At 44.9% G+C, this 22502-nt stretch carries 26 protein-coding genes and 3 pseudogenes; 12 read left to right on the top strand and 17 right to left on the bottom strand.

Features of this window, described 5'->3' with window-relative positions; translation table 11 throughout:
• Positions 1–37: 37 nt before the first annotated feature.
• The 9 genes and pseudogenes from B5F07_RS20170 (at position 38) to B5F07_RS22470 (ending at position 4725) form a co-directional block, all read left to right on the top strand.
• Entirely contained in the window at positions 38–544 is a 507-nt protein-coding gene (locus B5F07_RS20170) for an NADAR family protein (RefSeq protein ID WP_087163006.1), read from the top strand.
• Entirely contained in the window at positions 541–933 is a 393-nt protein-coding gene (locus B5F07_RS20165; protein WP_158229571.1) for a DUF4262 domain-containing protein, read from the top strand. Before B5F07_RS20170 ends, B5F07_RS20165 begins: the two co-directional genes overlap by 4 nt.
• An 8-nt stretch (positions 934–941) precedes the next feature.
• Complete coding sequence (locus B5F07_RS20160; protein ID WP_054353206.1) at positions 942–1388, top strand: LPD11 domain-containing protein; 447 nt, start codon at positions 942–944, stop codon at positions 1386–1388.
• A gap of 66 nt (positions 1389–1454) precedes the next feature.
• Positions 1455–2123 (top strand): YodL domain-containing protein, encoded by a 669-nt coding sequence (locus B5F07_RS20155; RefSeq protein WP_087162993.1) that lies wholly within the window; start codon positions 1455–1457, stop codon positions 2121–2123.
• Positions 2044–2691, top strand: a pseudogene (locus B5F07_RS20150) (DUF4368 domain-containing protein); the annotation flags it as partial. The gene B5F07_RS20155 and the pseudogene B5F07_RS20150, both read left to right, overlap by 80 nt.
• Positions 2692–2771: 80 nt before the next feature.
• Positions 2772–2963 carry a transposon-encoded TnpW family protein gene (locus B5F07_RS20145; protein WP_054353167.1) on the top strand — a complete coding sequence of 64 codons (192 nt, stop codon included), beginning with the start codon at positions 2772–2774 and terminating at the stop codon, positions 2961–2963.
• A gap of 134 nt (positions 2964–3097) precedes the next feature.
• Positions 3098–3400, top strand: coding sequence for a hypothetical protein (locus B5F07_RS20140; protein WP_087162992.1), 303 nt, complete (start codon positions 3098–3100; stop codon positions 3398–3400).
• 84 nt (positions 3401–3484) lie between these two features.
• A complete protein-coding gene (locus tag B5F07_RS20135) occupies positions 3485–4045 on the top strand; it encodes an RNA polymerase sigma factor (protein WP_054353169.1) in 561 nt (186 codons plus the stop codon).
• The gene (locus tag B5F07_RS22470) at positions 4042–4725 is read left to right on the top strand and encodes a hypothetical protein (protein ID WP_122644319.1); all 684 of its coding nucleotides are present in this window, start codon (positions 4042–4044) and stop codon (positions 4723–4725) included. The genes B5F07_RS20135 and B5F07_RS22470 overlap by 4 nt, the downstream gene beginning before the upstream one ends.
• A 190-nt stretch (positions 4726–4915) precedes the next feature.
• Here the strand turns inward: B5F07_RS22470 and B5F07_RS20125 are convergent.
• A pseudogene (locus B5F07_RS20125) lies at positions 4916–6457 on the bottom strand (IS1182 family transposase); the annotation flags it as partial.
• Positions 6458–6780: 323 nt separating this feature from the next.
• On the opposite strand from B5F07_RS20125, the gene B5F07_RS20120 reads away from it, so the two are divergent.
• Both B5F07_RS20120 and B5F07_RS20115 read left to right on the top strand, forming a co-directional pair.
• On the top strand, positions 6781–7050 hold the full coding sequence (locus B5F07_RS20120; RefSeq protein WP_087162991.1) for a hypothetical protein: 270 nt from the start codon (positions 6781–6783) through the stop codon (positions 7048–7050).
• Between the two features lie 13 nt (positions 7051–7063).
• Positions 7064–8740 (top strand): IS66 family transposase, encoded by a 1677-nt coding sequence (locus B5F07_RS20115; RefSeq protein ID WP_087162990.1) that lies wholly within the window; start codon positions 7064–7066, stop codon positions 8738–8740.
• 285 nt (positions 8741–9025) lie between these two features.
• Here B5F07_RS20115 and B5F07_RS20110 read toward each other — a convergent pair whose 3' ends face one another.
• From B5F07_RS20110 to B5F07_RS20040, 15 genes and pseudogenes are all read right to left on the bottom strand, one after another.
• Positions 9026–9568, bottom strand: coding sequence for a TetR/AcrR family transcriptional regulator C-terminal domain-containing protein (locus B5F07_RS20110; RefSeq protein ID WP_008394698.1), 543 nt, complete (start codon positions 9566–9568; stop codon positions 9026–9028).
• Positions 9569–9632: 64 nt separating this feature from the next.
• A complete protein-coding gene (locus B5F07_RS20105; protein ID WP_008394697.1) occupies positions 9633–10628 on the bottom strand; it encodes a PHP domain-containing protein in 996 nt (331 codons plus the stop codon).
• A gap of 24 nt (positions 10629–10652) precedes the next feature.
• Entirely contained in the window at positions 10653–11657 is a 1005-nt protein-coding gene (locus B5F07_RS20100) for an ABC transporter ATP-binding protein (protein ID WP_015572993.1), read from the bottom strand.
• A gap of 5 nt (positions 11658–11662) precedes the next feature.
• On the bottom strand, positions 11663–12469 hold the full coding sequence (locus tag B5F07_RS20095) for an ABC transporter permease (RefSeq protein WP_087162989.1): 807 nt from the start codon (positions 12467–12469) through the stop codon (positions 11663–11665).
• Positions 12469–13314: an ABC transporter permease gene (locus B5F07_RS20090; RefSeq protein WP_008394690.1), complete on the bottom strand. Its 846-nt coding sequence runs from the start codon at positions 13312–13314 to the stop codon at positions 12469–12471. Before B5F07_RS20090 ends, B5F07_RS20095 begins: the two co-directional genes overlap by 1 nt.
• A 71-nt stretch (positions 13315–13385) precedes the next feature.
• Positions 13386–14486: an ABC transporter substrate-binding protein gene (locus tag B5F07_RS20085; protein ID WP_087162988.1), complete on the bottom strand. Its 1101-nt coding sequence runs from the start codon at positions 14484–14486 to the stop codon at positions 13386–13388.
• Positions 14487–14578: 92 nt separating this feature from the next.
• Positions 14579–15451, bottom strand: a complete 873-nt coding sequence (sdaAA, locus tag B5F07_RS20080) for an L-serine ammonia-lyase, iron-sulfur-dependent, subunit alpha (RefSeq protein ID WP_021966152.1) — start codon at positions 15449–15451, stop codon at positions 14579–14581.
• Positions 15451–16116 (bottom strand): L-serine ammonia-lyase, iron-sulfur-dependent subunit beta, encoded by a 666-nt coding sequence (gene sdaAB, locus B5F07_RS20075; RefSeq protein WP_008394686.1) that lies wholly within the window; start codon positions 16114–16116, stop codon positions 15451–15453. Before sdaAB ends, sdaAA begins: the two co-directional genes overlap by 1 nt.
• 218 nt (positions 16117–16334) lie before the next feature.
• Positions 16335–16754 (bottom strand): annotated as a pseudogene (locus B5F07_RS20070) (ornithine carbamoyltransferase); the annotation flags it as partial.
• A 241-nt stretch (positions 16755–16995) separates the two neighbouring features.
• Complete coding sequence (locus B5F07_RS20065; protein ID WP_242972610.1) at positions 16996–18141, bottom strand: ATP-binding protein; 1146 nt, start codon at positions 18139–18141, stop codon at positions 16996–16998.
• 182 nt (positions 18142–18323) lie between these two features.
• Entirely contained in the window at positions 18324–18776 is a 453-nt protein-coding gene (locus tag B5F07_RS20060) for a hypothetical protein (RefSeq protein WP_087162986.1), read from the bottom strand.
• An 83-nt stretch (positions 18777–18859) separates the two neighbouring features.
• Positions 18860–19696, bottom strand: coding sequence for a tyrosine-type recombinase/integrase (locus tag B5F07_RS20055; RefSeq protein ID WP_087162985.1), 837 nt, complete (start codon positions 19694–19696; stop codon positions 18860–18862).
• A gap of 253 nt (positions 19697–19949) precedes the next feature.
• Positions 19950–20435, bottom strand: coding sequence for a hypothetical protein (locus B5F07_RS20050; protein WP_087162984.1), 486 nt, complete (start codon positions 20433–20435; stop codon positions 19950–19952).
• Positions 20432–20737, bottom strand: coding sequence for a hypothetical protein (locus B5F07_RS20045; RefSeq protein ID WP_087162983.1), 306 nt, complete (start codon positions 20735–20737; stop codon positions 20432–20434). Before B5F07_RS20045 ends, B5F07_RS20050 begins: the two co-directional genes overlap by 4 nt.
• Positions 20738–20756: 19 nt before the next feature.
• On the bottom strand, positions 20757–20987 hold the full coding sequence (locus B5F07_RS20040) for a DUF5348 domain-containing protein (RefSeq protein ID WP_087162982.1): 231 nt from the start codon (positions 20985–20987) through the stop codon (positions 20757–20759).
• A 468-nt stretch (positions 20988–21455) separates the two neighbouring features.
• Here B5F07_RS20040 and B5F07_RS20035 point away from each other — a divergent pair, with 468 nt between their 5' ends.
• Positions 21456–22298, top strand: a complete 843-nt coding sequence (locus tag B5F07_RS20035) for a hypothetical protein (RefSeq protein ID WP_087162981.1) — start codon at positions 21456–21458, stop codon at positions 22296–22298.
• 86 nt (positions 22299–22384) lie between these two features.
• Here the strand turns inward: B5F07_RS20035 and B5F07_RS23230 are convergent, their stop codons facing one another.
• Positions 22385–22471 carry a winged helix-turn-helix domain-containing protein gene (locus B5F07_RS23230; RefSeq protein WP_275533130.1) on the bottom strand — a complete coding sequence of 29 codons (87 nt, stop codon included), beginning with the start codon at positions 22469–22471 and terminating at the stop codon, positions 22385–22387.
• Positions 22472–22502: the final 31 nt, after the last annotated feature.

Below are 22502 nucleotides of genomic sequence, written 5' to 3'. Positions count from 1 at the left end.
ATAGGCGGTTCCTTTTTTTGTGCGGAAAGGAATGTGCATGAAATCCAATGATCAACCAAAAGAAACTATCCATAAACAAACTCACAGGAATGTCATCTCCTCTTTTACAGGAAAATATGCATTTCTCAGTAATTTTTATCCGGCTCCTGTTACCTACATGGGGCAGACCTACGCCAATAATGAAGCAGCTTTCCAGGCGCAGAAGACCTGCTGTGCAAAAGAGCAGCAGCAATTCTCTATTTTCCGCCTGCACAATCCGGCAGAAGCCAAAAAGCGTGGAAAGAACCTCACGCTGCGCCCGGACTGGGATAAGGTAAAGATTTCCCTGATGTATGAAATCTGTATGTGTAAATTCATGCAGAACCCAAAGCTGCGGGATGCCCTGCTTGCCACAGGAAACAGTCTTCTCATAGAAGGCAATACCTGGGGCGATTACTTCTGGGGCAAGGTCAACGGCCACGGAGAAAACCAGTTAGGGCTTATCCTTATGGATGTACGAGAAAAGCTGAAATGGAGCCTGGAAATGGAGGACGAAACAGCATGAGTGGTCTTTGGAAATGGAACAAAAAAGAACGATATAAGATTATTTGTGACATAACAGAAAAAGAATTTCCTCTTAATAATGTGCATACCGAAGGAATGAACCGGTATCAGCATCCAGAGTTCCAGGTGATTCTGAAGCTGCCTCCTGCTTTAATCCATTACCTTTTAAAAGAACTGATGAAAAAAGTGGCAGATGGGAAACAGTTTCAATCCGGAGATCTGGTGGAGGATTTACTTCCCCATGTCCCGATTCGTCTGGACACTTATCAGATGTACGGCCAAGAGGTTCTACGAGTCATAATTCCGGATAAAAGAGGTCGCTTCCCGGAAGATGAAAAATGTGATTTCTGGTTTAAGTTGCAGGCAGCCCATATTTTTGAGAAGGAGTGACAAAAATTATGAAAGAGAAAAAATCGACGGTCTTGGCTCTGAAATTCATCGGCATCGATGATTTTGACTGTCCAACTTATGAAGATCAGTACGGACGGTTCTGGAAAGACCTTAACCTGGGGAAATCCGAAACCCCGGACTTATATTCTACTACGAGGAACGACCTGGATGGGGAACCAGTATCCCACATCCAGCAGGAATATACCTTTGAGCCAGAACCGTTCCGAAGATCCCCGTATGAGTTCCAGTATATGATGTTAAGCCGGATGCAGCGTGACTGCGAATATTTTCTCGGCTACGGGAACCGGAGCGTTACCATCTTATCCGAAAGTGATCCCCAGCATCATATTGACCGTATGAAAGAATTGTGGAAGGAGCTTCCTGCTGACGGGAAACCGGAATGGCTGACCTGGGAGCAGCTCCTGAACTATGAAAAAGAATTGTGTAACGAATAACCATAATGATTACGAAGGATCTTCCAACCAGGGAGGTCCTTCTTTTGCAAAGGAGGACGATACCTTATGAAAATAACGATCTATCAGATCATCCCGGAATTGGATCAGGACCGGCTGATATTTATGCCCCTTTCCTATTTTCAAAAAGCCGGGTATCCATCACCGCCTGCAGAAATTTATGAATCCGTATTCTGCGGAGAAACGGAAGTCGCCACGCTGGAAGAAATCTACCGGATATTCAACCGCAAAGATGAAGCGGATGCCCGCTATTTGGAAAAGATCGGTTTCACCGGACATTCCATGTCAGTCTCTGACATTCTGGAAATACAGCACTCACCGGGAGAAAGCCGTTTCTATTTCTGTGATACATTTGGTTTTTCTCAAATAGCATTTCAGAAGGAAAACGCCATGCTGCCAGTTCAGAACCATGACAATATCCCTTTTGAGCAGGTCAATCGGTCCAAGCCAGGTTATCTGGCCTATATGGATAACGGGGGAATTTCTATTCATCCCTGTATCCAGGTCCAGCTCCAACGCTGCAAATACAGTCAATGCCAGCTCGGATACCGGCTCCGTTACCAGGAGAAGGAAGAGTCCCCTTGGCGGCAGCGAGATTTTCTGGAACGTCCTGCTGTCCTTCTGTTCGAGGATACGCAAAAAGAACCTTGCCATGCAGCAGACCGACCAGACCAAGAAGCAGCAGAAACGTATCCCGCAAATCACGACACGCCTTGAACAGATTGACAAGGTGCTGAATAAGCTCTATGAGGACAACGCCCTCGGCACTATCCCGCAAGACCGCTATGAGCAAATGTCGCAGAAATATTCGGAAGAATACTACACACTGAAAACGGAGCTTGCCACACTCCAAGAGCAGCTATCCGCTTATGAGAACGCGGGAGGGCGGGCGCAGAAGATTTTGAAGCTGACGGAACGCCATGCCGCCTTTACAGACCTCACCCCCGCCATTCTCAACGAGTTTATCAACCGGATTGAAGTGCATGAGCGCGACCAGAAAAGGGCGAGATACGCAATCCAACACATCAGCATATATTTCAACTATATCGGCAGGTTTGAGAACGAAGTAACGCAGCTTGCAGAGCCGACCGAGCAGGAAATCCGGCAAATGCGGGAGGAAATCGAAGAAGCCAAAAAGGAAAAGAGCCGCGCCTACCACCGGCAGTATTCAAGGGAGTACCGGGCGCGAAACCTTGAAAAGCAGCGGGAGTATGAGCGTATCAAGGCGCGGGAATACCGGGCAAGGAGAAAGGCGCAGACCGCCGCCGCACAGCCCGCACAGTAAAACAGAATAACCGACAGCCGAGAGGGGATTTTCCAACTACGGGAAATCCTCTTTTTCGCGCCCGGAGAAAGGAGCCGCCTATGGCAGAACAGACCCCCGACAGTATCATCACGACGCAGAGGAACGGGCAGACCATTGTTGCGGAGTTATTTTTCAATCACAGCAGCACAGAAACATTCCGCGACAAGCTGCTCAAACTGGTACTTGCCGACAGTTCGCATTTATCCGTGTCTGACGGTCAAGAGCCGGAAAAATCGGAAATCTTGCGATAACAGCCGCCCCGACGATACATTCCCCATCCGGGCGGTTTTTATCGTCAAAAACGCTGTTTTCTCCAAGTCAAGAGCCGGAGAAAACACCCGAAAAATGCCCCTACTCAGTAACAGGGGCGCAGAAAGGAGCTTGCATGAGAACAGGGCTTACCAAGCAGGAAAAGACCACCGATATTTGGTTTGACGAGAAAGACCCCCTTATCCATATCCGCACCCACAACACCGCCTTGAAAAAGCGTCTGCTTGCATACAGCCGCCGTTATCCGGCGATCTGCCAGCAGACCGACGCAGACCCGGAAACGGGCTGCATGGAGTTTGATATTGAGAAAGGCCGCTTCTCTTTCCGTCTGACCGCCCCATACAGTGAGGAACGCCGGAGAGCCGCCAGTGAAGCGGCGAAAGCCGCCGCGAGCAATCTCACACGAAGTATGGTATAATTTTTTTGAAAAAGTTTTGGATTTGATGTAGTATTCGCCGCTAAAACCGTAGTATATAGGTGAAGCCGGAAAGGAGGCGGTGAGATGATAGATGATGAAAAAATCATAGACCTGTTTTTTGAGCGTTCCGAGCAAGGCATACGGGAACTGGATAATAAATATGGAGCAGTCTGCCACAACCTCTCGTATAACATCGTGAACAACAGACAGGACGCGGAGGAATGTGTCAATGACGCTTACTTAGGCGCATGGAACGCCATTCCCCCGGTACGGCCTAACCCGTTGCTCAGTTACATCGTGAAAATCGTTCGGAACATTTCACTCAAAATCTATTGGAGAAAGGAAGCAGCCAAACGAAGCGGGCACTATAAGATTGCCTTAGAGGAAATCGAGGGCTACATCGCAGACCAGAAAACCGTAGAAGATGAAATCGAAGCCAGGGAATTAGCCCGTATCATTGGGGAATTTTTGGACACGCTGACCCTCGAAAACCGCGTTATCTTCATGCGTCGCTATTGGTTTGCTGACAGTTACAAGGACATAGCCGAGTTTATGGGGCTTTCGGAGAAAAACATCTCCGTCCGGCTGACCCGTATCCGCGAAAAGATGAAACAATACTTGATTGAAAGAGAGGTATTTGTATGAACGCGAAAAAGTTTTCCGACGCTATGAGCGAGCTTGACAACAAATACATTGACGAAGCCCTCAATTACAAAAAGAAAGCCAAAAAGCCTTTCTGGATTAAATGGGGAGTTATTGCGGCCTGTTTGTGCTTGATAGTACCATTAACCGCATTTGCTATTGATACAATTCAATATAATGCGGCTGTTGATTATCTTACTTCTCTCGGTATTCCTGTTGAAGATTTAAGCGATTATTCTCGAAAAGAAATAAAGGAAGCCGCAAAAACGATTGACGCCGGAGAAAGTAGTCCATTGACCGAAGAAATACTTAACCGATTGCCAGATAATAAAGAACCGATTGAAACACCAACACAGGTAACATCTGAACAGATAAGAGAATTAACACCGACCATGACAAGAGAGGAAGTCCTTTCATTCTTAGGTGATACGCAAGACATCGGTTCTGGTATTTATGTATATGTTTATGAAGTAGACGGAGAATATTTGTTGCGGATTCCATTTGCAAGTGATGATGCTCAGTTAGGTGTTACAGGCGAAGATTTATTAAAGGCATTGACCCCTATTTCTGAGGATATAGATTCTAATGAAACCGTTGAATTTAATGGACAGCTATTCAACAAATCTGACTTGACCGAGGGCAAAAAGGTAAAACAGGTTCCCGTGATCCAGCGCAAAGACTGAACAGAATACCATTAACAAAGGCGGGGCTGTCGCATCAATGATTAGAAAATCATAGATGCGGCAGCATCTTTTTGCTATTTTTAAGCCGAAATATTCACTTCTTTTATTCCGTTTCTATAAAAAGGCGAACTTTAATAAACCTTTTCTGAAAAAAGGTTCATTTTCAGGATTTACTTTTGAGCTGTCAAAATCAGGCGGTTTGTTTGAGTGGAAATAAATGACGCCCTGTCCTTCCTGCCTGAATCTTATGATGAAGTTTGTTTATGTTATACCCGATCGCCAGCAGGATACTCTGGGCGGTTACATTTGCATTCCCTCGATATAAATATCGTCTGAGTTCCATATCCTCTTTGATGTTTGCAAAACTTCCCTCGGCCTGGATACTTCGGTTCATTCGGAGCTGTGTACCATAATCACTGGTAATCCGCTCCAATGTCTCCTGACGTTTTTCTTTCATTTTTTTCGAAACGTACAGTACTTTCTGGCGGTCTTCCATTGGTGTTTTGCAGTTGTTCCCCTTGATGCAGTCTGTTTTGAAAGGGCATCCGCTGCATCCGTTACTTCGATATACGGTAACGGTTCTCCGGTATCCACTGGCCGTCTTTTCTCTCTTTTCGTACTGCATCGTCAACACCTGTCCATTTTTACAGTAATAACAGTCCGCTTTCTCATCATATTTCATGTTTTCCATCCGCCCGATATCCTGACGGTATTTTCGGGTTTTGGAAATTTCATAGTTCTGGGGTTTGATATAGGCCAGCTGACCGTTTTCTTCGAGAAACAGGTAATTCTCTTCGCTTTCATATCCTGCATCTGCCACAATCTCCTGATATTTAAACGGAAGATACAACTCCATATCTTTCAGGAATGGGATCAAGGTCCTCGTATCCGTAGGCCGTGGACTGATATCCAGCCATGTGATGTATTCTGAATCCACTCCATGCTGAAGATTATAAGCCGGTTTCAGCTGCCCATTGAGCATGGCATCTTCTTTCATTCGCATAAAAGTCGCATCCGGGTCTGTTTTAGAATAACTGTTACGGTCTCCACAGACATAAAGCTTTTTATTGTACTCCTTCAGTTTTGCTATGTAAGTTTCCAGAGTTTCCAGCGATTTCTGAAGGTGTGTTTTTCGTCGTCCGGTTCCATGAACAAAGACAATCCCTTCCTCCTGCCTGATCCTGCACAGCTTTTTTCGCAGCCTTTTTAATGTGTGAAGAGAGACTTTCCCGTTATAAGCGATCCTGAAACCGTAAAGATTTTCACACTCTTCCACAAAGACAAGAATCTTATCGAATAGTTTTGCCTGATTTTTCGTAATGGCTTTTTTCCAGACAAAAGTATATTTATTCGCAACGGATTCTATTTTCGTTCCGTCAATAAAGATACTTTTCCCGGAAATCTCCCCAAGGGAATATAAGAGTTTCGACACCTCGGCCAATGTCTTTTTCGAGCATTGTGCGAAATGCAGAGAAATAAAACGTGCAAAGGTTGCATGGTCAGGTGCTGGTTTCCCTTCCAAAAGGTACATGAAGTTGATATCCCTGCGGCATGCAGTTTCGATATCCCGGCTGGAATAGATCCGATTCATGCTGGCGTAGACCATGATCTTAAACAGCTGTCTCGGTGTCGCCTGATTTTTCTTTATCTTTCCATAAGTCTGATAAAGATCGCTGAGTTCCATTCCCTCCACAAATGCACTCAGAAGACGGACCGGATCATCTGCCGGAATGTTACTGTTCACACCCTATTAATCCGTTATAGTAAAAATGACGAAATTAAAAAAACTTTTTTTCTACTAGAAAAGGCCATTTGTTAATAAATCAATTGGTCTTTTTTGCTGTGTGGATAACTTACCCCCAAAATGTTCTGAATGCCCTTTTATTGAGGTAAAGCCTCTCTCTCTTCTCTGTTTTCACGCTCTTTTCTGTCTTTGATGAAGAGCTTTTTTCTTGTCATTTTGACTTTATCCACATATAGGCAAATTCGCTTTTCTACGCTGATTCCGCTATAATATAACCATGAATTCAATCGTAGCAGGAGATTTTTGAAAAGATGGATCGATATGAAGAATTAATCCGTACATTAAAAGAGGAATGCACTGCCCTGGAACAAAGATGCATGGCTCAGGACGATATGCTGCAGATCCAGGAAAAACAGATCCAGGTACAGGAGGACTTGATCCAGGATCTAAAGAAAGAGAACCGTGAACTTCTGAAAAAGGGAAAAGAAATGGCACGGGAATGTGATCTGCTGGAAAAGATCTGTAAGGAACAGGAAGAGATTCTGAATACCATTTTGGGAGATATAGAAAAGAAACGATAGAACAGGGGTTTTTATGAAGGTTAGTTTTGAGTATGCCACACAGCTTCAGTATGAAAACAAAGCGCTCCGGGAACGGATCCGGCTGCTGGAATCCGGCGCGGCAATGCTCCGTCTGCGGAAAGAATACGAGCGACTGCTGGAAGAGAAAGATCGGGAAATCCGCCAGCTGAAAGCCAAACTGGAAGAAGCCATCCGACAGTCTGTTCGGAACAGGGAGAACTGGTTCCAGGTCTATGAAGACATGGAAAAAGAAACAAAGAAAATAAGCAGAAGAAAAGAATCAGAGATCCGGGCACTGCGGAAGATGCTTCGGGAAACAACTGACTCCCGTGATCAGTGGAAAGAAAAATATCTGGAACAGCTCCATCTGAGATATGACGCAGAAACCGCTCTGGAGGAAGAAAAGGGAAAGAACCTGAAATTGAGGGCCCAGCTGAACCGCGATTATGAGAATTCATCCATTCCATCTTCCAAAACAATCCGTCATAAAAAGATTGCGAACAACCGGGAAAAAAGCGGAAGGAAGCCAGGGGGACAGACCGGGCATAAAGGGCACTGCAGAAAACGTCAGACACCGACTGTGCCACCGATCTGCCTTCTGCCTCCACAGGAAGTACTGGATGATCCTGATTTTAAAAAGACAAAAAAAACGATCATAAAGCAGCTGGTCAACATCCGGCTTATGCTTGATGTCCGGGAATATCATGCAGACGTATACCGTAATTCCAAGACCGGAGAACTGGCACATGCACCGTTCCCAGCGGGAGTGGTCAATGATGTGAATTACGGCGGGAGTGTCCGGGCATTTCTTTTTCTGCTGAATAATGAATGCTGCACTTCCATCGATAAAAGCAGGAAATTCCTGTGTGATCTGACTGAGGGAAAACTGAATATCTCAAAGGGTATGGTCAGCAGCCTGTGCCAGGAGTTTGCTGCAAAAACAGAGCAGGAACGGAAAAAACTTTTTGCAGAAATGCTTCTTTCCCCAGTCATGCATACGGACTGTACCAATGCAAAAGTAAATGGAAAACCTATGTATGTTTTTGTATGTGCGACTCCGGACGGGAAAACGCTGTATTTTGCCCGTGACAGGAAAGGGCACGAAGGGGTAAAAGGGACAGTAACAGAGGATTACCAGGGGATCCTCGTACATGACCATGAGAGCACGTTTTATCAATATCAGACAGGACATCAGGAATGTCTTGCCCATATCCTGAGATACCTCAAGGACAGCATCCAGAACGAGCAGGACCGTACGTGGAACAGAGAAATGCGGATCCTGATCCAGGAAATGATTCATTACCGGAACGGGCTTTCCCCGGAAGATGAGCCGGATAGTGAAAAAATAGCAGGATTTGAAACGCGCTACAGGGAAATCCTGCACAAAGCGGAGGAAGAATATAAGGATGTGCCTCCGAATGAGTATTATAAAGAGGGATATAATCTATACCGGCGAATGGAAAAATATATGGAGAACCACTTACTATTCCTTCACGATCACAGAGTTCCCGCTACGAACAATGAAGCGGAACGGCTTCTTCGGAGCTATAAAAGGAAACAACAGCAGGCTGTGTCATTTCGGAGTCAGGAAAGCATCGATTCCCTGTGCAAATGTATGAGCGTGCTTGTTATGATGCGCCAAAAAGAGGAACAGAATTTATTTGAAAAGATCTCGCAGATTTTTGGATAAGAAAACCGATGGCTTTGACTGAGAATAGTCTAAACCATCGGTTTTCCTAATTCAAGTTAGCGTCTGAACAGTAACGCCGGAATCAAAATTTCCACATCCAGCGGAAGTTTGATTTGATAGTACAGAGAAGATAAGGTATAATCTTTCTGTAGGATTTTATTTATTCGCATAAATAAATTTTACACCAAGAGCCAGGCCTTGCACAGACCTGGCTCTTATTCTCTGCAAAAAAGTGCTGCCGCACTAATTATTTAGTGCGACAGCCCCTCTTCATTTACAATATTCTCAATCATGTTTTCCCGGAAACATCTTTCCCGTGATGATCTTTTCCATCTGTATGACCAGCTTTTCCTCATTCAGGTTTGGTTTTTCCATATACTGCAGCAGGACTCCCACCATTCCGCAGGCATAAAACCTCAGCATCACTTCCAGATCATCCACGCTCAGGTCAAGCTCCGGAACCTTACTGCGCGCTATCTGCGCCAGATATACGGTTACCGCCTCGACAAGCATCCCCTCGATCTGAACCCAGCGGCGGGAATAGAGCAACCGCTCGAATTTTTTCCTGTTCTGCCGCACAAACGCGACATAAGTGGTCAGTGCTCCCAAACGGTCTTCTTCATTCAGGCTCTTCTGCACCAGCTCCTGCGTGGCACGTCGGAACGTCCACTCCAGCACATCCATAATATCTTTAAAGTGATAATAAAATGTCTGCCTTGAGATATGGCATTCCGCGATCAGCTTTGTCACCGTAATTTTATCTATGTCTTCCTTATCCAGCATCTGGGAAAAGGTATCTGCAATCACTGCTTTCATGTCTTCTCTCATATAAACACCTCTTCTGTGATGCTATTTTATTATACCTTTTCCAAAGAAACAAGTAAAAAATTTATCATTTTGCAAGCCAGATCGGGTTACTCCATGCAGTTTTTCCGTTCTTGTCCGTACATTTTACCCGAACATAAGTCTCATGACCCTTCAGTTCGTATTCTCCGTGCTCAATCGTATCGTCATAAGATCCGCACACTCTGGAAATACCGTCATTTATATCATTTCCAGCAACAAAGTCAATCCTGTAGACCGGACTGCAGTCAACGTAGGCCACATTGTCTCTGATTCCCCAGTCACGGATCTCCGGTCCCGATGATGAATAATAATTTCCTGCCAGCATATTCTGTACAATATCTTCATGCGTCAGCCTCTCTGCTTTGACCACGATGTAGCCTCCGCATGCGTCATCGAAATTTCCTTCATTATGATTGTCGTCCGATGCAAAAGCAAAAATTTTCTTTCCTTCTCTTAACATCACATCGAAATATGTTTCATCATATCCGGTATTACTTTCATTAACTGTATTATAGTTATAAATCTCAAGTGCCCAGATTCCTTCTGTATTTATAAATTCCTCTTCTCTCACTCTCGACCATATCGGATGATTGTATGTAGCTACCATACCGTGCTGTATCATTTCATCCGCCAGTTTCTGGGCAGCCGCAGCCCCGTCCCATTGTCCGTAATATTTATGCACCGGATGGATCTCATTGTGCTGATACAATGGAAGGACCGCATTTCTCTGCATCTCCTCTGTGCCGAGAATGCCATGAATGTGATGTACTTTTTTTCTTCTCCCGGAAACCTCATCATAATAAAGGATTGCGGACGCCTCAAGCCCCGGCAGGATAATGAAGTCATCACAGTCAAATTCCGCTCTGTAATCCGTATACTTATCATGTTCGGAAAAGCACAGAAAGTTGTATCCATGCTCTTTAAAAAGCTTTACAGACTGTTCAGGGGTAAGCATTCCATCAGAATTCACCGTATGGCTGTGAAGATTCCCCTTGTACCAGTTTCCTTTTTCCGAAAATCCGCGTATTGTAATTTTATCCACTTTTTTCCTCCTTGCCGCCCGGTCTTAAAGCCGCACACAGTTATGATCGGCCACTCCTACATTGATCTTCTCACCCACATTAAACATAGACATACTCCGGAACAGCACGTCTGCATACACTTCCACGCCATTGATATCAATATGGTAGCGGAGCACATTTCCTCTTGGCACATAGTCAATGATCGTTCCGTTCATACGGTAATCTTCCGTCGTGATCGTATCCTTGGACAGCAGGAAAGTCTCAGGACGGATTGCAAACTGTCCGCTGTTCCATTTCTTTCCTGTAATTGCTTCCATGGCATTCGCATCCAGAATATTATAATTTCCGATGAATCCTGCCGCAAAAGTCGTCTCCGGTTTTGTATAAACTTCTACAGGACTGCCCGACTGTTCAATAACGCCGTCATGGAACAGGTGTATCACATCAGACATTACCATTGCCTCATCCTGATCATGGGTTACGAACACAGACGTCAGACCAAGATCTTTGTGTATTCTCCGAATGCTCGTCTGAAGAGATTTTCTCAGTTTCGCATCAATAGCACTCAGAGGTTCATCCAGAAGCAGCACTTTCGGCTGCATCACAATTCCTCTCGCAAGAGCGACCCTCTGTTGCTGTCCTCCGGAAAGATTTCCCGGGTACTCTTTTTCTTTTCCTTTTAACTCTACCATATCAATGGCATCTCTTACACGTCTTCCAATCTCATCTGACGGAAGTTTCTGAAGTTTTAATCCGAAAGAAAGATTCTCTTCTACCGTCATATTCGGGAAAAGGCTGTACTGCTGGAACACCATTCCGATATTACGGTCCTTTGGATCTTTGTTTGTAATATCCTCACCGTCCAGCAGTATCTGTCCCCCTGAGATCTGCTCAAGTCCTGCGAGACAGCGGAGCAGCGTACTCTTTCCACATCCGGAAGGGCCCAGAAGTGTAACAAAATCACCTTTCTGGATTTCCAGATTGATTCCCTTTAACACATGATTATCACCATAAAATTTATCGATATTTTTAAATTCAATATAAGCCATTTTCTTTATCTGTCCTTTCTGTCTTTGCCCTTCGACTGCAGGAAAAATGCACAAGCCGAAATGATCAGAGTTACGAGGAAAAGTATAACGATCACGGCGCAGGTCCTCTGCCCGGATTTTTTCATTACATCATATAAATACATCTGTGCTGTCATAAACTGTCCGCCCGCCAGTGTATTAATGATAACGAAATCACCAAATACAATTGCCATCGCCAGCATGGCTGAAATTGTGACACCGCTCATAATATTCGGAATAACGACGCGGAAGAATGCGTAAAACTTGCTCGCTCCCAGCATCTGCGCCGCCTCGATAAGCCTTGGCGCCCCGACACCGTTCAGATTATTTCTGATTCCCTGATATACATAGGGAAGGATTACAACCATATAAGTCGCAACAAGCATGAACATTCTGTCTCCGAAAGGTTCCGGCGCACTGCTGTAAAGCGACAGAACGCAGATTGGAAGGATGACGCCCTGGATTGCATACGGAATCGTACACAGAATCTGAATCATTTTATCCCATTCCGGATGGTAGACAACTACCACATACATCGCCAGCAGTACAAACACTGTACACAGCACGATCGGAACAATAGAAATAATAACCGTACGCCCGACTGCTTTCCAGAACAGAGGATCAGTAAACAGCTCTGTATAAGCTCCCAGAGTAAAACCTGTCGGCATCACGTCGATCCACTCCTGAAAAAGGGAGTAAATCAGCGTCATTACCAGTGGGAGAAGCAGATACACTATAATTACAATAATCGCAATCTTTGATCCTGCATTGCGTTTCTTTTTTTCTGTATTCATCAGCGTCTCCCCCCTTTCTTTGGAGTCATCTTATTCTGTACGCCAATGGCGATCACCATGAAGACCATCATGATGACTGCAATCGCACTTCCGAACTCCGGTCTCTGTATGATATCGCCGACGAACTGTTCCGACAGACGGATCGGAAGCAGTGATACATTGTTCATCAGCAGTGCATAGGCAGACGCATAAGCTGCCAGTGCGTTGGCAAACAATACAGAAAATGTTCCCAGTATACTCGGCATCAGTACTGGGATGCCGACTTTCCTCCAGAATGTCATCCGGCTGCCGCCCAGAAGGGCAACCGCTTCTTTCCACTCTTTTCTGATCGAATCAAATGCCGGGATCAGCAGGAGTGTGGACAGGGGGATTTGGAAATATACATATATCAGCAGAAGTCCCCATACAGAATACAGGGGGAACTCCGCCAGAAATTCAATTCCGTAATTCGCGCCGATCATCGTCATGACACCGATGTTTCCAAACATAATGATATATGCAAACGCCAGCGGTACGCCCGAAAAATTTGATACCATATTCAGAATACTCATGAATACCTGCTTCAGTTTACCTTTTTCCTCATGGACTGCTTTTGCACCGATAAATGCCACGAGCAGCCCGATAACCGAAGAAAGAATCGAGATGAGCAGACTGTTGACTATGGCCTGCTGATACAGTTTTCCGGTAAATATATTAATATAGTTATCAAGTGTAAATCCCATGTCTCCTCCCTCCGGGAAGAAACTTCTGATGACCGTAAAAATGACCGGTATGATCTCAAACAGAAGACATAGCAGCAAAAACGGCACCAGCGCAAATATGTATGTTTTCTTTTGTGTTTTCATATTAACCTCACCTTTTACATAAAACGGACCGCTGCACTTTATGCAGCAGTCCGGTCATCCGTCAATACATTTTATTGTGCGTAAGCTACAACCTCTTCCTGCCACAATGTTCCGATCGTCTGCGCGGTCTCGTCCCATGCATCCTGATCTTCTACCATTCTCGCGTTTGCATACTGGCTGTCGTCCAGGAGTTTTGAAGCCACATCGTCCGGAAGCTCCACATCCTCACGTATCGGTGTTGCATAACCTTTTGCAAGATTGATCTGTCCCTCATCACTTAAAATGTATTCTCTCGCAAGAGCCGCAGCACACGGATGCTTTGAATATTTGTTGATAATTGTAGCATATCCGGTCTGGATAGATGCCTCAGACGGGATAAAAACTGTAAAGTCTGCATCCGGATTATTCTCTACAAACTGCTCTCTGTAACCAAGAGCGTTGAAATCCCATAAGAAAGCTACTCCGACTTCTCCTTTCTCGATACGTGCCTGAGTAAACTCGCCGAGGTCAAGTCTTCCCTGCTCAGCAATCTGTCTGAAGTAATCAAGTCCCGGCTGAATGTTGCTTTCATCTCCGCCGTAAGCAATTGCTGCAGCAAGGACTGCATACTGAGCCTGAGTGGCAGCCTGCACGTCTCCGACTGCAACTATATAATCACCGTTTAAGATATCTTCAAAAGATGTAGGTGTGTCTTTTACGATCTTGTTGTTAACAATAACAGACATTGTGCCGTAATATCCTATGATCCAGTCTCCGTCATCGTCTTTCGCCCAGTCCGGAATCGAATCCCAGTAGCTTGTCTTATACGGAAGTGTAACTCCCTGCTCTTCCGCTACCGGTCCGAATGCCTGTCCTACATCACCAATATCCTTCGTAGCATCTGTCCCCTCTGTCTCAAACAGCGAAATTTCTTCCGCAGAAGACATATCAGTATCCACATGCTCAATCCCGTACGTATCTGTGTACTCCTGCCATGTTTCACCCCAGTTGGCCCATGTATCAGGCATCGCCGCAGATGCAAGTTCTCCCTCTTCTTTTGCCTGTGCTTCAATCTCTTCCAGAGTCATACTGTTCAGATCAACTGTTTCAACCGGTTCATCAGAACCGCATCCTGAAGCGATTGCCACAGTAATACAGACAAGCAGCAACGCACTTATTATTCTTCTTTTCATTCCTGTTCTCCCTTTTTCAACTTCTTTTCTTTTGAATTACCGAGATACATTATAGGAAAATGATGTAAAATAATCACCAACGGAACGTTAAGTCATTGTAAGTTCAGGTTAAATTTTATTTTTCTTGCCTCCGGAGTATTGGCCACTCCGCCTTCCCCTGTCTCTTTTAAAGAAATATGCATACTCTCCCCTACTTCTTTCATCGCATCGATGACCTGATCCGGCGGGATTCTACTTACAATTCCGGCAAGAGCCATATCTGCGCTTGAAACGGCATTAACCGCACCTATCACATTCCGCTTAACGCAGGGCACTTCAACCAGTCCCGCCACCGGATCACAGACAAGCCCGAGAAGATTTTTGAGCGCCATAGCAGCCGCATGTGCGATCTGCTCTGCCGTTCCTCCCCTGAGGGATACCAGCGCCCCCGCAGCCATTGCCGATGCCGAGCCGATTTCAGCCTGACAACCGCCTGCCGCACCTGCAATAAAAGCCCGGGACGCAATAACCTGCCCTATCCCTGCGGCTGTATACATTGCCTCCGTGATCTCAGTATCCGATGCTGTTTTTCGGCTGTATATCGGAAGGAGCACTGCCGGAAGCACACCGCAGGCTCCGGCAGTCGGCGCTGCGACAATCCGGTGCATACAGGCATTCGACTCGCCCATCTCCAATGCCTGTGCAATCACTTCGGACATAAAATCCCCGCTCAGCGTATCGCCTTTTTCCATATAACTCCTCATCTGACCGCCCATGCCCCCTACAAGACCGCTGCGCGATTTCTGATCCTTATCGTAAGAATCTCCCGCTGCTTTCATAGCATTCCACATCTTCTGCATCATCTGAAAGGACGCCTGCTCTGTTACTTCCCGTTCCTCCATATCTGAATACTGTACCGCCTTCCAAAACGGAATACCTTCGCTGTTACACCTCTGTGTGATCTCATTTAAAGATGAATACGACATTACACTTCCTCCCCACGGATATACATAATACGCTCAATACCTTCCAACTTCTCCAGCATGGAGACTGTTTCCCGAGGAACCGTCTGATCTGTCTCTATCACCATTACTGCAAGTCCGCCCCTCTTATCCCGATAAAGCTGCAGAGTCGCAATATTAACATTCTTCCGCGACAAAATACCTGTTACTTCCGATACCATACCCGGACTGTCCTGATTGTGTATAATCAAAGTCGGACAGGAACCTGTACAGTGTACTTCCGTATCATCCAGTTTATCGATCATAATCCGGCCTCCGCCAAGCGAGGATGCCTGTATTTTTATTGACAGTCCTGTTTTCCCTTCCACTTCCAGTACAGCCGTATTCGGATGTGCCCCTGGGAGCCGTATATTTGCAAAAGAAAAAGACAGCCCCTCCTGTTCTGCCAGTTCAAAGCTGTCCGGTATGCGCATATCATCCGGCTTCATACCAAGAAGCCCTGCGATAAGCGCCCGGTCTGTTCCGTGTCCGCTCCCTGTCGCTGCAAATGAACCGCTCAAGCTGATCATGGCATTCACAGGCTCTTCTCCCAGCATTGTCCTTGTAACATACCCTATTCTGACCGCTCCCGCCGTATGGGAACTGGACGGGCCAACCATAACAGGGCCGAGAATATCAAATATGTTCATCTTCTATTTCTCCATTCTAATAATTTTAGCCGCAACATGGCGTCATATTCGTCCGACAGACATATTCAAGTGTAATTCTAACAGATATCTTTTCCCGGTTGTATTACATCCATGTAAAAAGCACGTAAAAATGCCGGACAGAATTAATACTTCTAACTCTGTCCGGCACTTGTCCGAAGACGCCGCTTCAAAAATATGTTTACCTGCGGTATCTGTTCTTATTCTTCAATTCCCAGCGTAGCCATCATCACAGCCTTGATCGTATGCATACGGTTCTCTGCCTCGTCAAACACTTTAGACTGTTCGGACTCGAACACTTCGTCCGTCACTTCCATATCTTCTATATTAAAACGCTCACCCATTTCTTTTCCGATCTTTGTCTTCAGATCGTGGAATGCGGGAAGACAGTGCAGGAAGATCGCGCTGTCTTTTGCGTTTGCCATCACTTCTTTTGTCACTTTATATGGAGAGAGCTCTTTAATCCTCTTCTCCCATACTTCGTCCGGCTCTCCCATGGATACCCATACATCTGTGTAGATAACGTCGGCATCTTTTGTTCCCTCTTTTACATCGGATGTCAGCGTGATCGTTGCACCTGATTCCTTTGCATACTCCTGACACTGTGCGACAAGCTCGTTTTGCTTATAATCTATGTTCAACAGACAATAGACACACATTTAACTTTTCTGCGAAAAGTTTCCAAATAGGAAACCTTATATCCAAGGTATAATAATCTCCCAGGTCATATTCGTATAAACAGCTGTAGTCTGCTCGCTTGCATGACCGGCCTGATTTGCCACCTCTGCCATGGTGTAGTCCTCAAATGGCGCATACAAACGGCTCGGAGCCGCCCTCACGGACGGCTCCTTTTTCGCTGATTTATATATCCTTCTCATCCAGCAGAAAGTCAATGATATTATTATGGACAATACCATTCCTGCTTAGATCTACGATGTCACTGCTGATCACATATTTCGGATAATTGTCATCGATCTTCTCCAGATTGCCAAATTCTCTTGCAATGCAGTCCTCTGACAGTACATAGGCCACCTGGATATAGAGTTTCTTCTGTCCTTTGTAACATACGAAGTCAACTTCCTGAGTATCCAGTTTTCCTACCTTCACCTCATATCCCCGGCTCAACATTTCCAGATATACCACATTCTCCAACAGTTTACTTGTGTCGATCTGCTCACTGGCTTTGCTCACATTACGAAGCCCGATGTCACCAGCATAATACTTTTCTGTTGAAGCCAGGATGTTTTTCCCTTTTATATCATATCTTTCCGCTTTTGAAAGGATCATACCTGCCTGCAGCTTATCAATATAATTCAGCACCGTGTCCACTGTGGTTGATTGGCCGGCTGATATCAGGGAACGGCTGATCGAGCGTGCAGAGAACGGATTTCCGATATTGTCCAGCAGAAATTCCAGCAGCTTTCGCAAAAGACTCTCATTGCGAATGGCATATCTGGAGAGAATATCTTTCATCACGACAGAATCATAGACATCCTCCAGATATGTGCGGACGGAATGTTCATCCGGCAGCACCAGGCGCATCGGCAGACCGCCATATTTCAGGTAATCCGTAAAAAGCTGTTCCCTGGTGTATGGGAGTCCATTGACCTCATAAAATTCCTGTATCTCGGACAACACAAAAGGATACACATGAAAAGAAACATATCGGCCTGCCATATTTGTTGCCAGTTCACCGGACAGCAATTTGCTGTTGGAGCCTGTCACATAGATATCGCAGTCAAAATCAATCCGGAAGGAAGGGATGACTGAGTGCCACTCTGTTACATGCTGGATTTCATCCAGAAATAAGTATACTTTTCCATTTGCCTTTTCTACACGATTAGTTACATACTGATAAAAGGTATCCGCATCCTCCAGCTTTTTAAACCGTCTGGATTCAAAATTGATTTCAATAATATTCTCTTCCGCGACTCCGCGCTCCAGGAGGATGTCTCGTATCTGTGAGAGCAGGATGGTCTTTCCGCTTCTTCTAAGTCCAATCAACACCTTAATCAAATCCTGGTCTATAAAAGGTCGGATCCGATTCAGATATAGATTTCGTCTTATCATTTCCATACATTCCACATCCTTCATGAATTTTATCATTATTATACCTCACATTTTTATTATAATCAACTTTTTGTCATTTTATACAAGGACATTTTTATCATCAGTTGTACACCGCCAGTCTACTTTTCATGCAAATACACATCTATCATTGTCAGCCGGCTTTTGTGTCGCCTCTTACTTCGATGCCTGATATATTCATAGAAAATAAACTCATGCCGAAATTCATGCAAGGGAAATGGAAGACCATATTTTTTGAGTTCCTTCCTATAAATAGCCGCAGATTTTGTAAAAATCATATCAGTGTCACAATTAATAGAAAGAAGCAAATTTCTTAATTCTTTTGTGACTCGATATGCGTGTCCACAAATGTCAACGTAGGGTTTTCCTGTCTTTTTTGCAACAGTCCAGACAGCGTTCCCTTTAAGATTACTCTTTTTCATTCTTGTCAGATCAGCTATACAGATTGGGGTCTGATACATTAAGCCGACTAAAGCTGCCAGTTCCAGATTTCCTTCCGTTATCAGCTGATTCATCAGTCGCTTTCCCTGACGTGCCTTGTCACAAATACTCATTTTGCATACATCTCCTTTTCTAAGTTTATTTTTATCGTGTGTTCCGGCTTGACTGCGGGGGATTTCACATCATTCGTATCTAGTTAAAGCAGATTCGCCTTCTCCTTCATCTTCTGCCGGCTGGCATTCGTATAAATAGCCGTAGTCCGCTCGCTGGCATGGCCCGCCTGGTTTGAGACCTCTGCCATCGTATAGCCCATCTCCAGGGCCCGGGAACAGAAGTAATGCCGGAGCGAGTGCGGTGTGATCTTATCTGAACACTGATTAAAAAACCGGTTCACACTGCTGCGGTGGAGTTTCCCACCGTTCCTGCTGATAAACATATACTCAGACTGGGAGTTCCTTTCTTTCAGATACTCCCGGACTGCATGAATGATCTTGTCATTGATGAACACGATCCTTTGCTTATTCCCTTTCCCAATTACCAGAAGCTCTCTTGCCTGCAAATCCATGTCCCTAAGACTGATATTGATGCACTCACTGACCCGCAGACCTGCGTAGGCCAGGACTGTTGCAATGGCATAATTCCGCTTCCCGGTATTTACCAAAACCTTCTGCAGAAACGCATCCACCTCCTCTTTTTCTATATCCGCCGGGCTTGCAATCTCCTGCTGGAATTTCAGCCGGTCCTCCCGCATAATTACCAGATCTTCCTGAATGCCAGACTTGATCAGAAATTCATTAAAGCTGGAAAGCGAAGATAGTTTCGTATCAATGCTTTTAAATTTCAGCCTCTTGACATTCTGAAGGTATGACCGGAAATCCAGAATGTTGGTATGGTAAAGCAGCGTCAGTTCCTCCCCAAACGTGTCCCTGTACCACCGACAGTATTCATCAACGTGCCTGCTATAAGTCTGAATGGTATTTTTCGCTTTCCCCTGTTCCTTCAGATAAATTCTATAATCATCCAGTAATGCCATGCTTCTCATTCCCCTCTGCGATTATGTTGCGTTCACTTTTCAGTGATGTGTACGTAATTATGTTGCGTTCAGATGGGATTACCCCTGCCTCGCTCAGCTCCAACACAACATAATTGCTATTATGTTGTGTTCAGAAAATGGCACGGTTCTGACACGCTTCCTATATATATTCCATACGTTTCACAGCATAAAAACGCAAAAAGGACAGCAGATTTTTTCCGCTGTCCGATCTGGATGATTTCAGGGGGGCAGCTTAGGTGCCGCTCACCCTTTTGAAAATCAGCTTCCCGTCCTTTACCTCAACGGTGAAGCGCTGGGCTGGTTTGGACTGTTTCTTCCGTCTCTGACATTCAAGCAGTTCTTCGTTCCTCAAATATTCACACCGGAAGTCATTTAGATGATAATACCCCCAATATATGTGGAATAAATGTATATAATACTCCTTCTTCCGTGTGAAGATGAAATCAGAGTCCCTGTTGATAGAATTTAGAAGACTCCTCAGCTGTCTGGTGATACGATAAGGATTGCCATGCCGGTTCGTATAAGGTTTTCCATATTTGGCAGAGATCTTTAAAACATTCCTCCCGGAAAGGTCACTTTTCCGCAGCTTTATCGCATCCCCTATCCGAATCGGCATCTGGTACATCAACCCGATTAACGCTGCTTTTTCCAGTTCCCCTTCCGCAATGAATTGTTTCATCAGCTGCTTCCCCATTTTTGCTTTTTCATAGGAAATCATCCACCATCTTCTCCTTTCCTGACAGCTTCCAGGATTTTCTCTCCCTGCTGTACAAACACCTGCTTTTCCGGTTCTTTTTCATATATCTTCCAGAGCCGCTGATGCAGAGCCTCCAGATCCCTGATATCTCCCTGTGTGTTATTTGCCAGCATCCGGAGAAAAGGGAAGATCATCGTATGCCGGATATTCTTCCCAGCCAATACAGACTTCTGTTCCTGTCCATACACTTCATAGAGGCATCCCAGGATAATATCCGGATCCGTGATAAACTTGATCTCAGGTTTCACCCATTCCTTTTTCATGTTCGCCCTCCTGACAAGATTACTCGTACCAATCTGCCCGGACCGTCAGGCCGTCCAGCCGGATCTTCGGAACTCCCACAAGATACCAGTCGTCATCCATTTCAATCCGGACTGGCACCCAGTCTCCATCCATCTCCACATCAAAGCAGTCCCCACAATGCAGGCCACCGTAATAGCTCCCGTTTCCAAAATAGATGTCATACCTCCCAGACTCCCGGTCATAACATAAAACGCCTTTTTTCTTTACCATAGTAATTTCCTCCTGTATTTTTACTTTTCATAAGAATAATAGGGCTGCATTTTCGCAGAGTGGATGATTTTCTGTTTGTTCAATACTATATCTTTCCTTAACGCTTCATATGGCTCTGTTACTTATTTCATACGTATGGGATATGCAGATAGCAACTTTTATTGAAAAAGCAGGAATATTCCTATATTTTGTTGCAATATAATTTGACATATACCAGATATAGTAATATACTTATTCTGTAATCATTAATTGTGTTTATCCGGAAAAGGATATGCTGTTTAGGTTTGTAATCAGTCAGAGGGATATTCTGCCACCAGGGCAGTACCTTCTGGCTTTTTATTTTGCAGAGATCTCTGTACGAAGTTTGAGAATGAGCATCCGGCATCATTCTCTTTTTTTATGCCTGAAAGCAGGAGAGGAGGATTGAATTAAATTTCCGGAGGAACACCCACAAAAAAGGAGAAAAGAATGGATTTAGAATTTAGTATTGTATTATTTGAAAATGAAGGTTACGCAACAGCAAGAGGGGATAAAGGGGTACAGGATATTCTGGCATCTTCAGCCGATGCCGGATATATTAAGGACGGCACCTATCCCATTATTTTTAGATTGCATCCATATTGTTGGAAATGGTGGATCAGCCCGAAGCAGGAGGAAATGAACTTTTCTATGTTCACCCCCGATTCCTGGCTGGACAGACCTTTATGGAAAAACAAACCTATCCAGCAACGGTTAATCGCCGCACTGAAAGATTGGCAGAAGAAATACCTGCGGGCAAATGAGACGATCAAGCTGATCAGCAGCGGTAAACATATCTTATATCACTGTGAGGTGGAAACCGTATGTGGAGATGCAGAAATCTACTGTTTTGATTCTGTCATAGATACCATAGAGGATCACGCTCAGACAGAGGTCATCACAGGAAACTCTTTCATTAAGAATGTTCAGGGAAACGCTCAAATCCAATGCCTGGATGACCATGCTATGATCACTAATTTGTGCGAGAATGCAGTTGTCCATAAGATGAAAGATATTTCACTTATTCGTCATGCATATAGGGATAGCCAGATCCATACCATGCAGGACAACTCCCGTATTCTGAGCTTGAATGGAAATACACGGATTGGAACAATGAACGGCCATGCAATCGTTGACCTGGCATCGGGCCAGTCAGTCATTGAAAAGGTTTCGTGTGGCTGCGCTGTCCTGGGATTATCTCATGACGTGCAGATCAAAAAAATAGAAGCCGGAGCTACAGTCCTCCCGCTTCATGTGGATGGTTACCATGGTTCGACCATGCCGTTCTCATAATAGAAACTGTAGTAAATTTCTTATGAAAGAACTCAAGGGACGCTGTGTAAAAAGCAGCGCCCCTTGATGGTTATAACGATTATTATTTATGCAATCTCAAACCGATACCCGACACCATATACGGTATGAAGATACCGGGGATGCCGTGGATCCTTCTCCAGCTTCTTACGCAGGCTGCTGATCAGACAGTAGGCGCTGCTGTAC

This window comes from Lachnoclostridium sp. An169 (assembly GCF_002160525.1).
Lineage (GTDB): Bacteria > Bacillota > Clostridia > Lachnospirales > Lachnospiraceae > Mediterraneibacter > Mediterraneibacter cottocaccae.
This window is presented reverse-complemented; position numbering and strand designations above follow the sequence as displayed.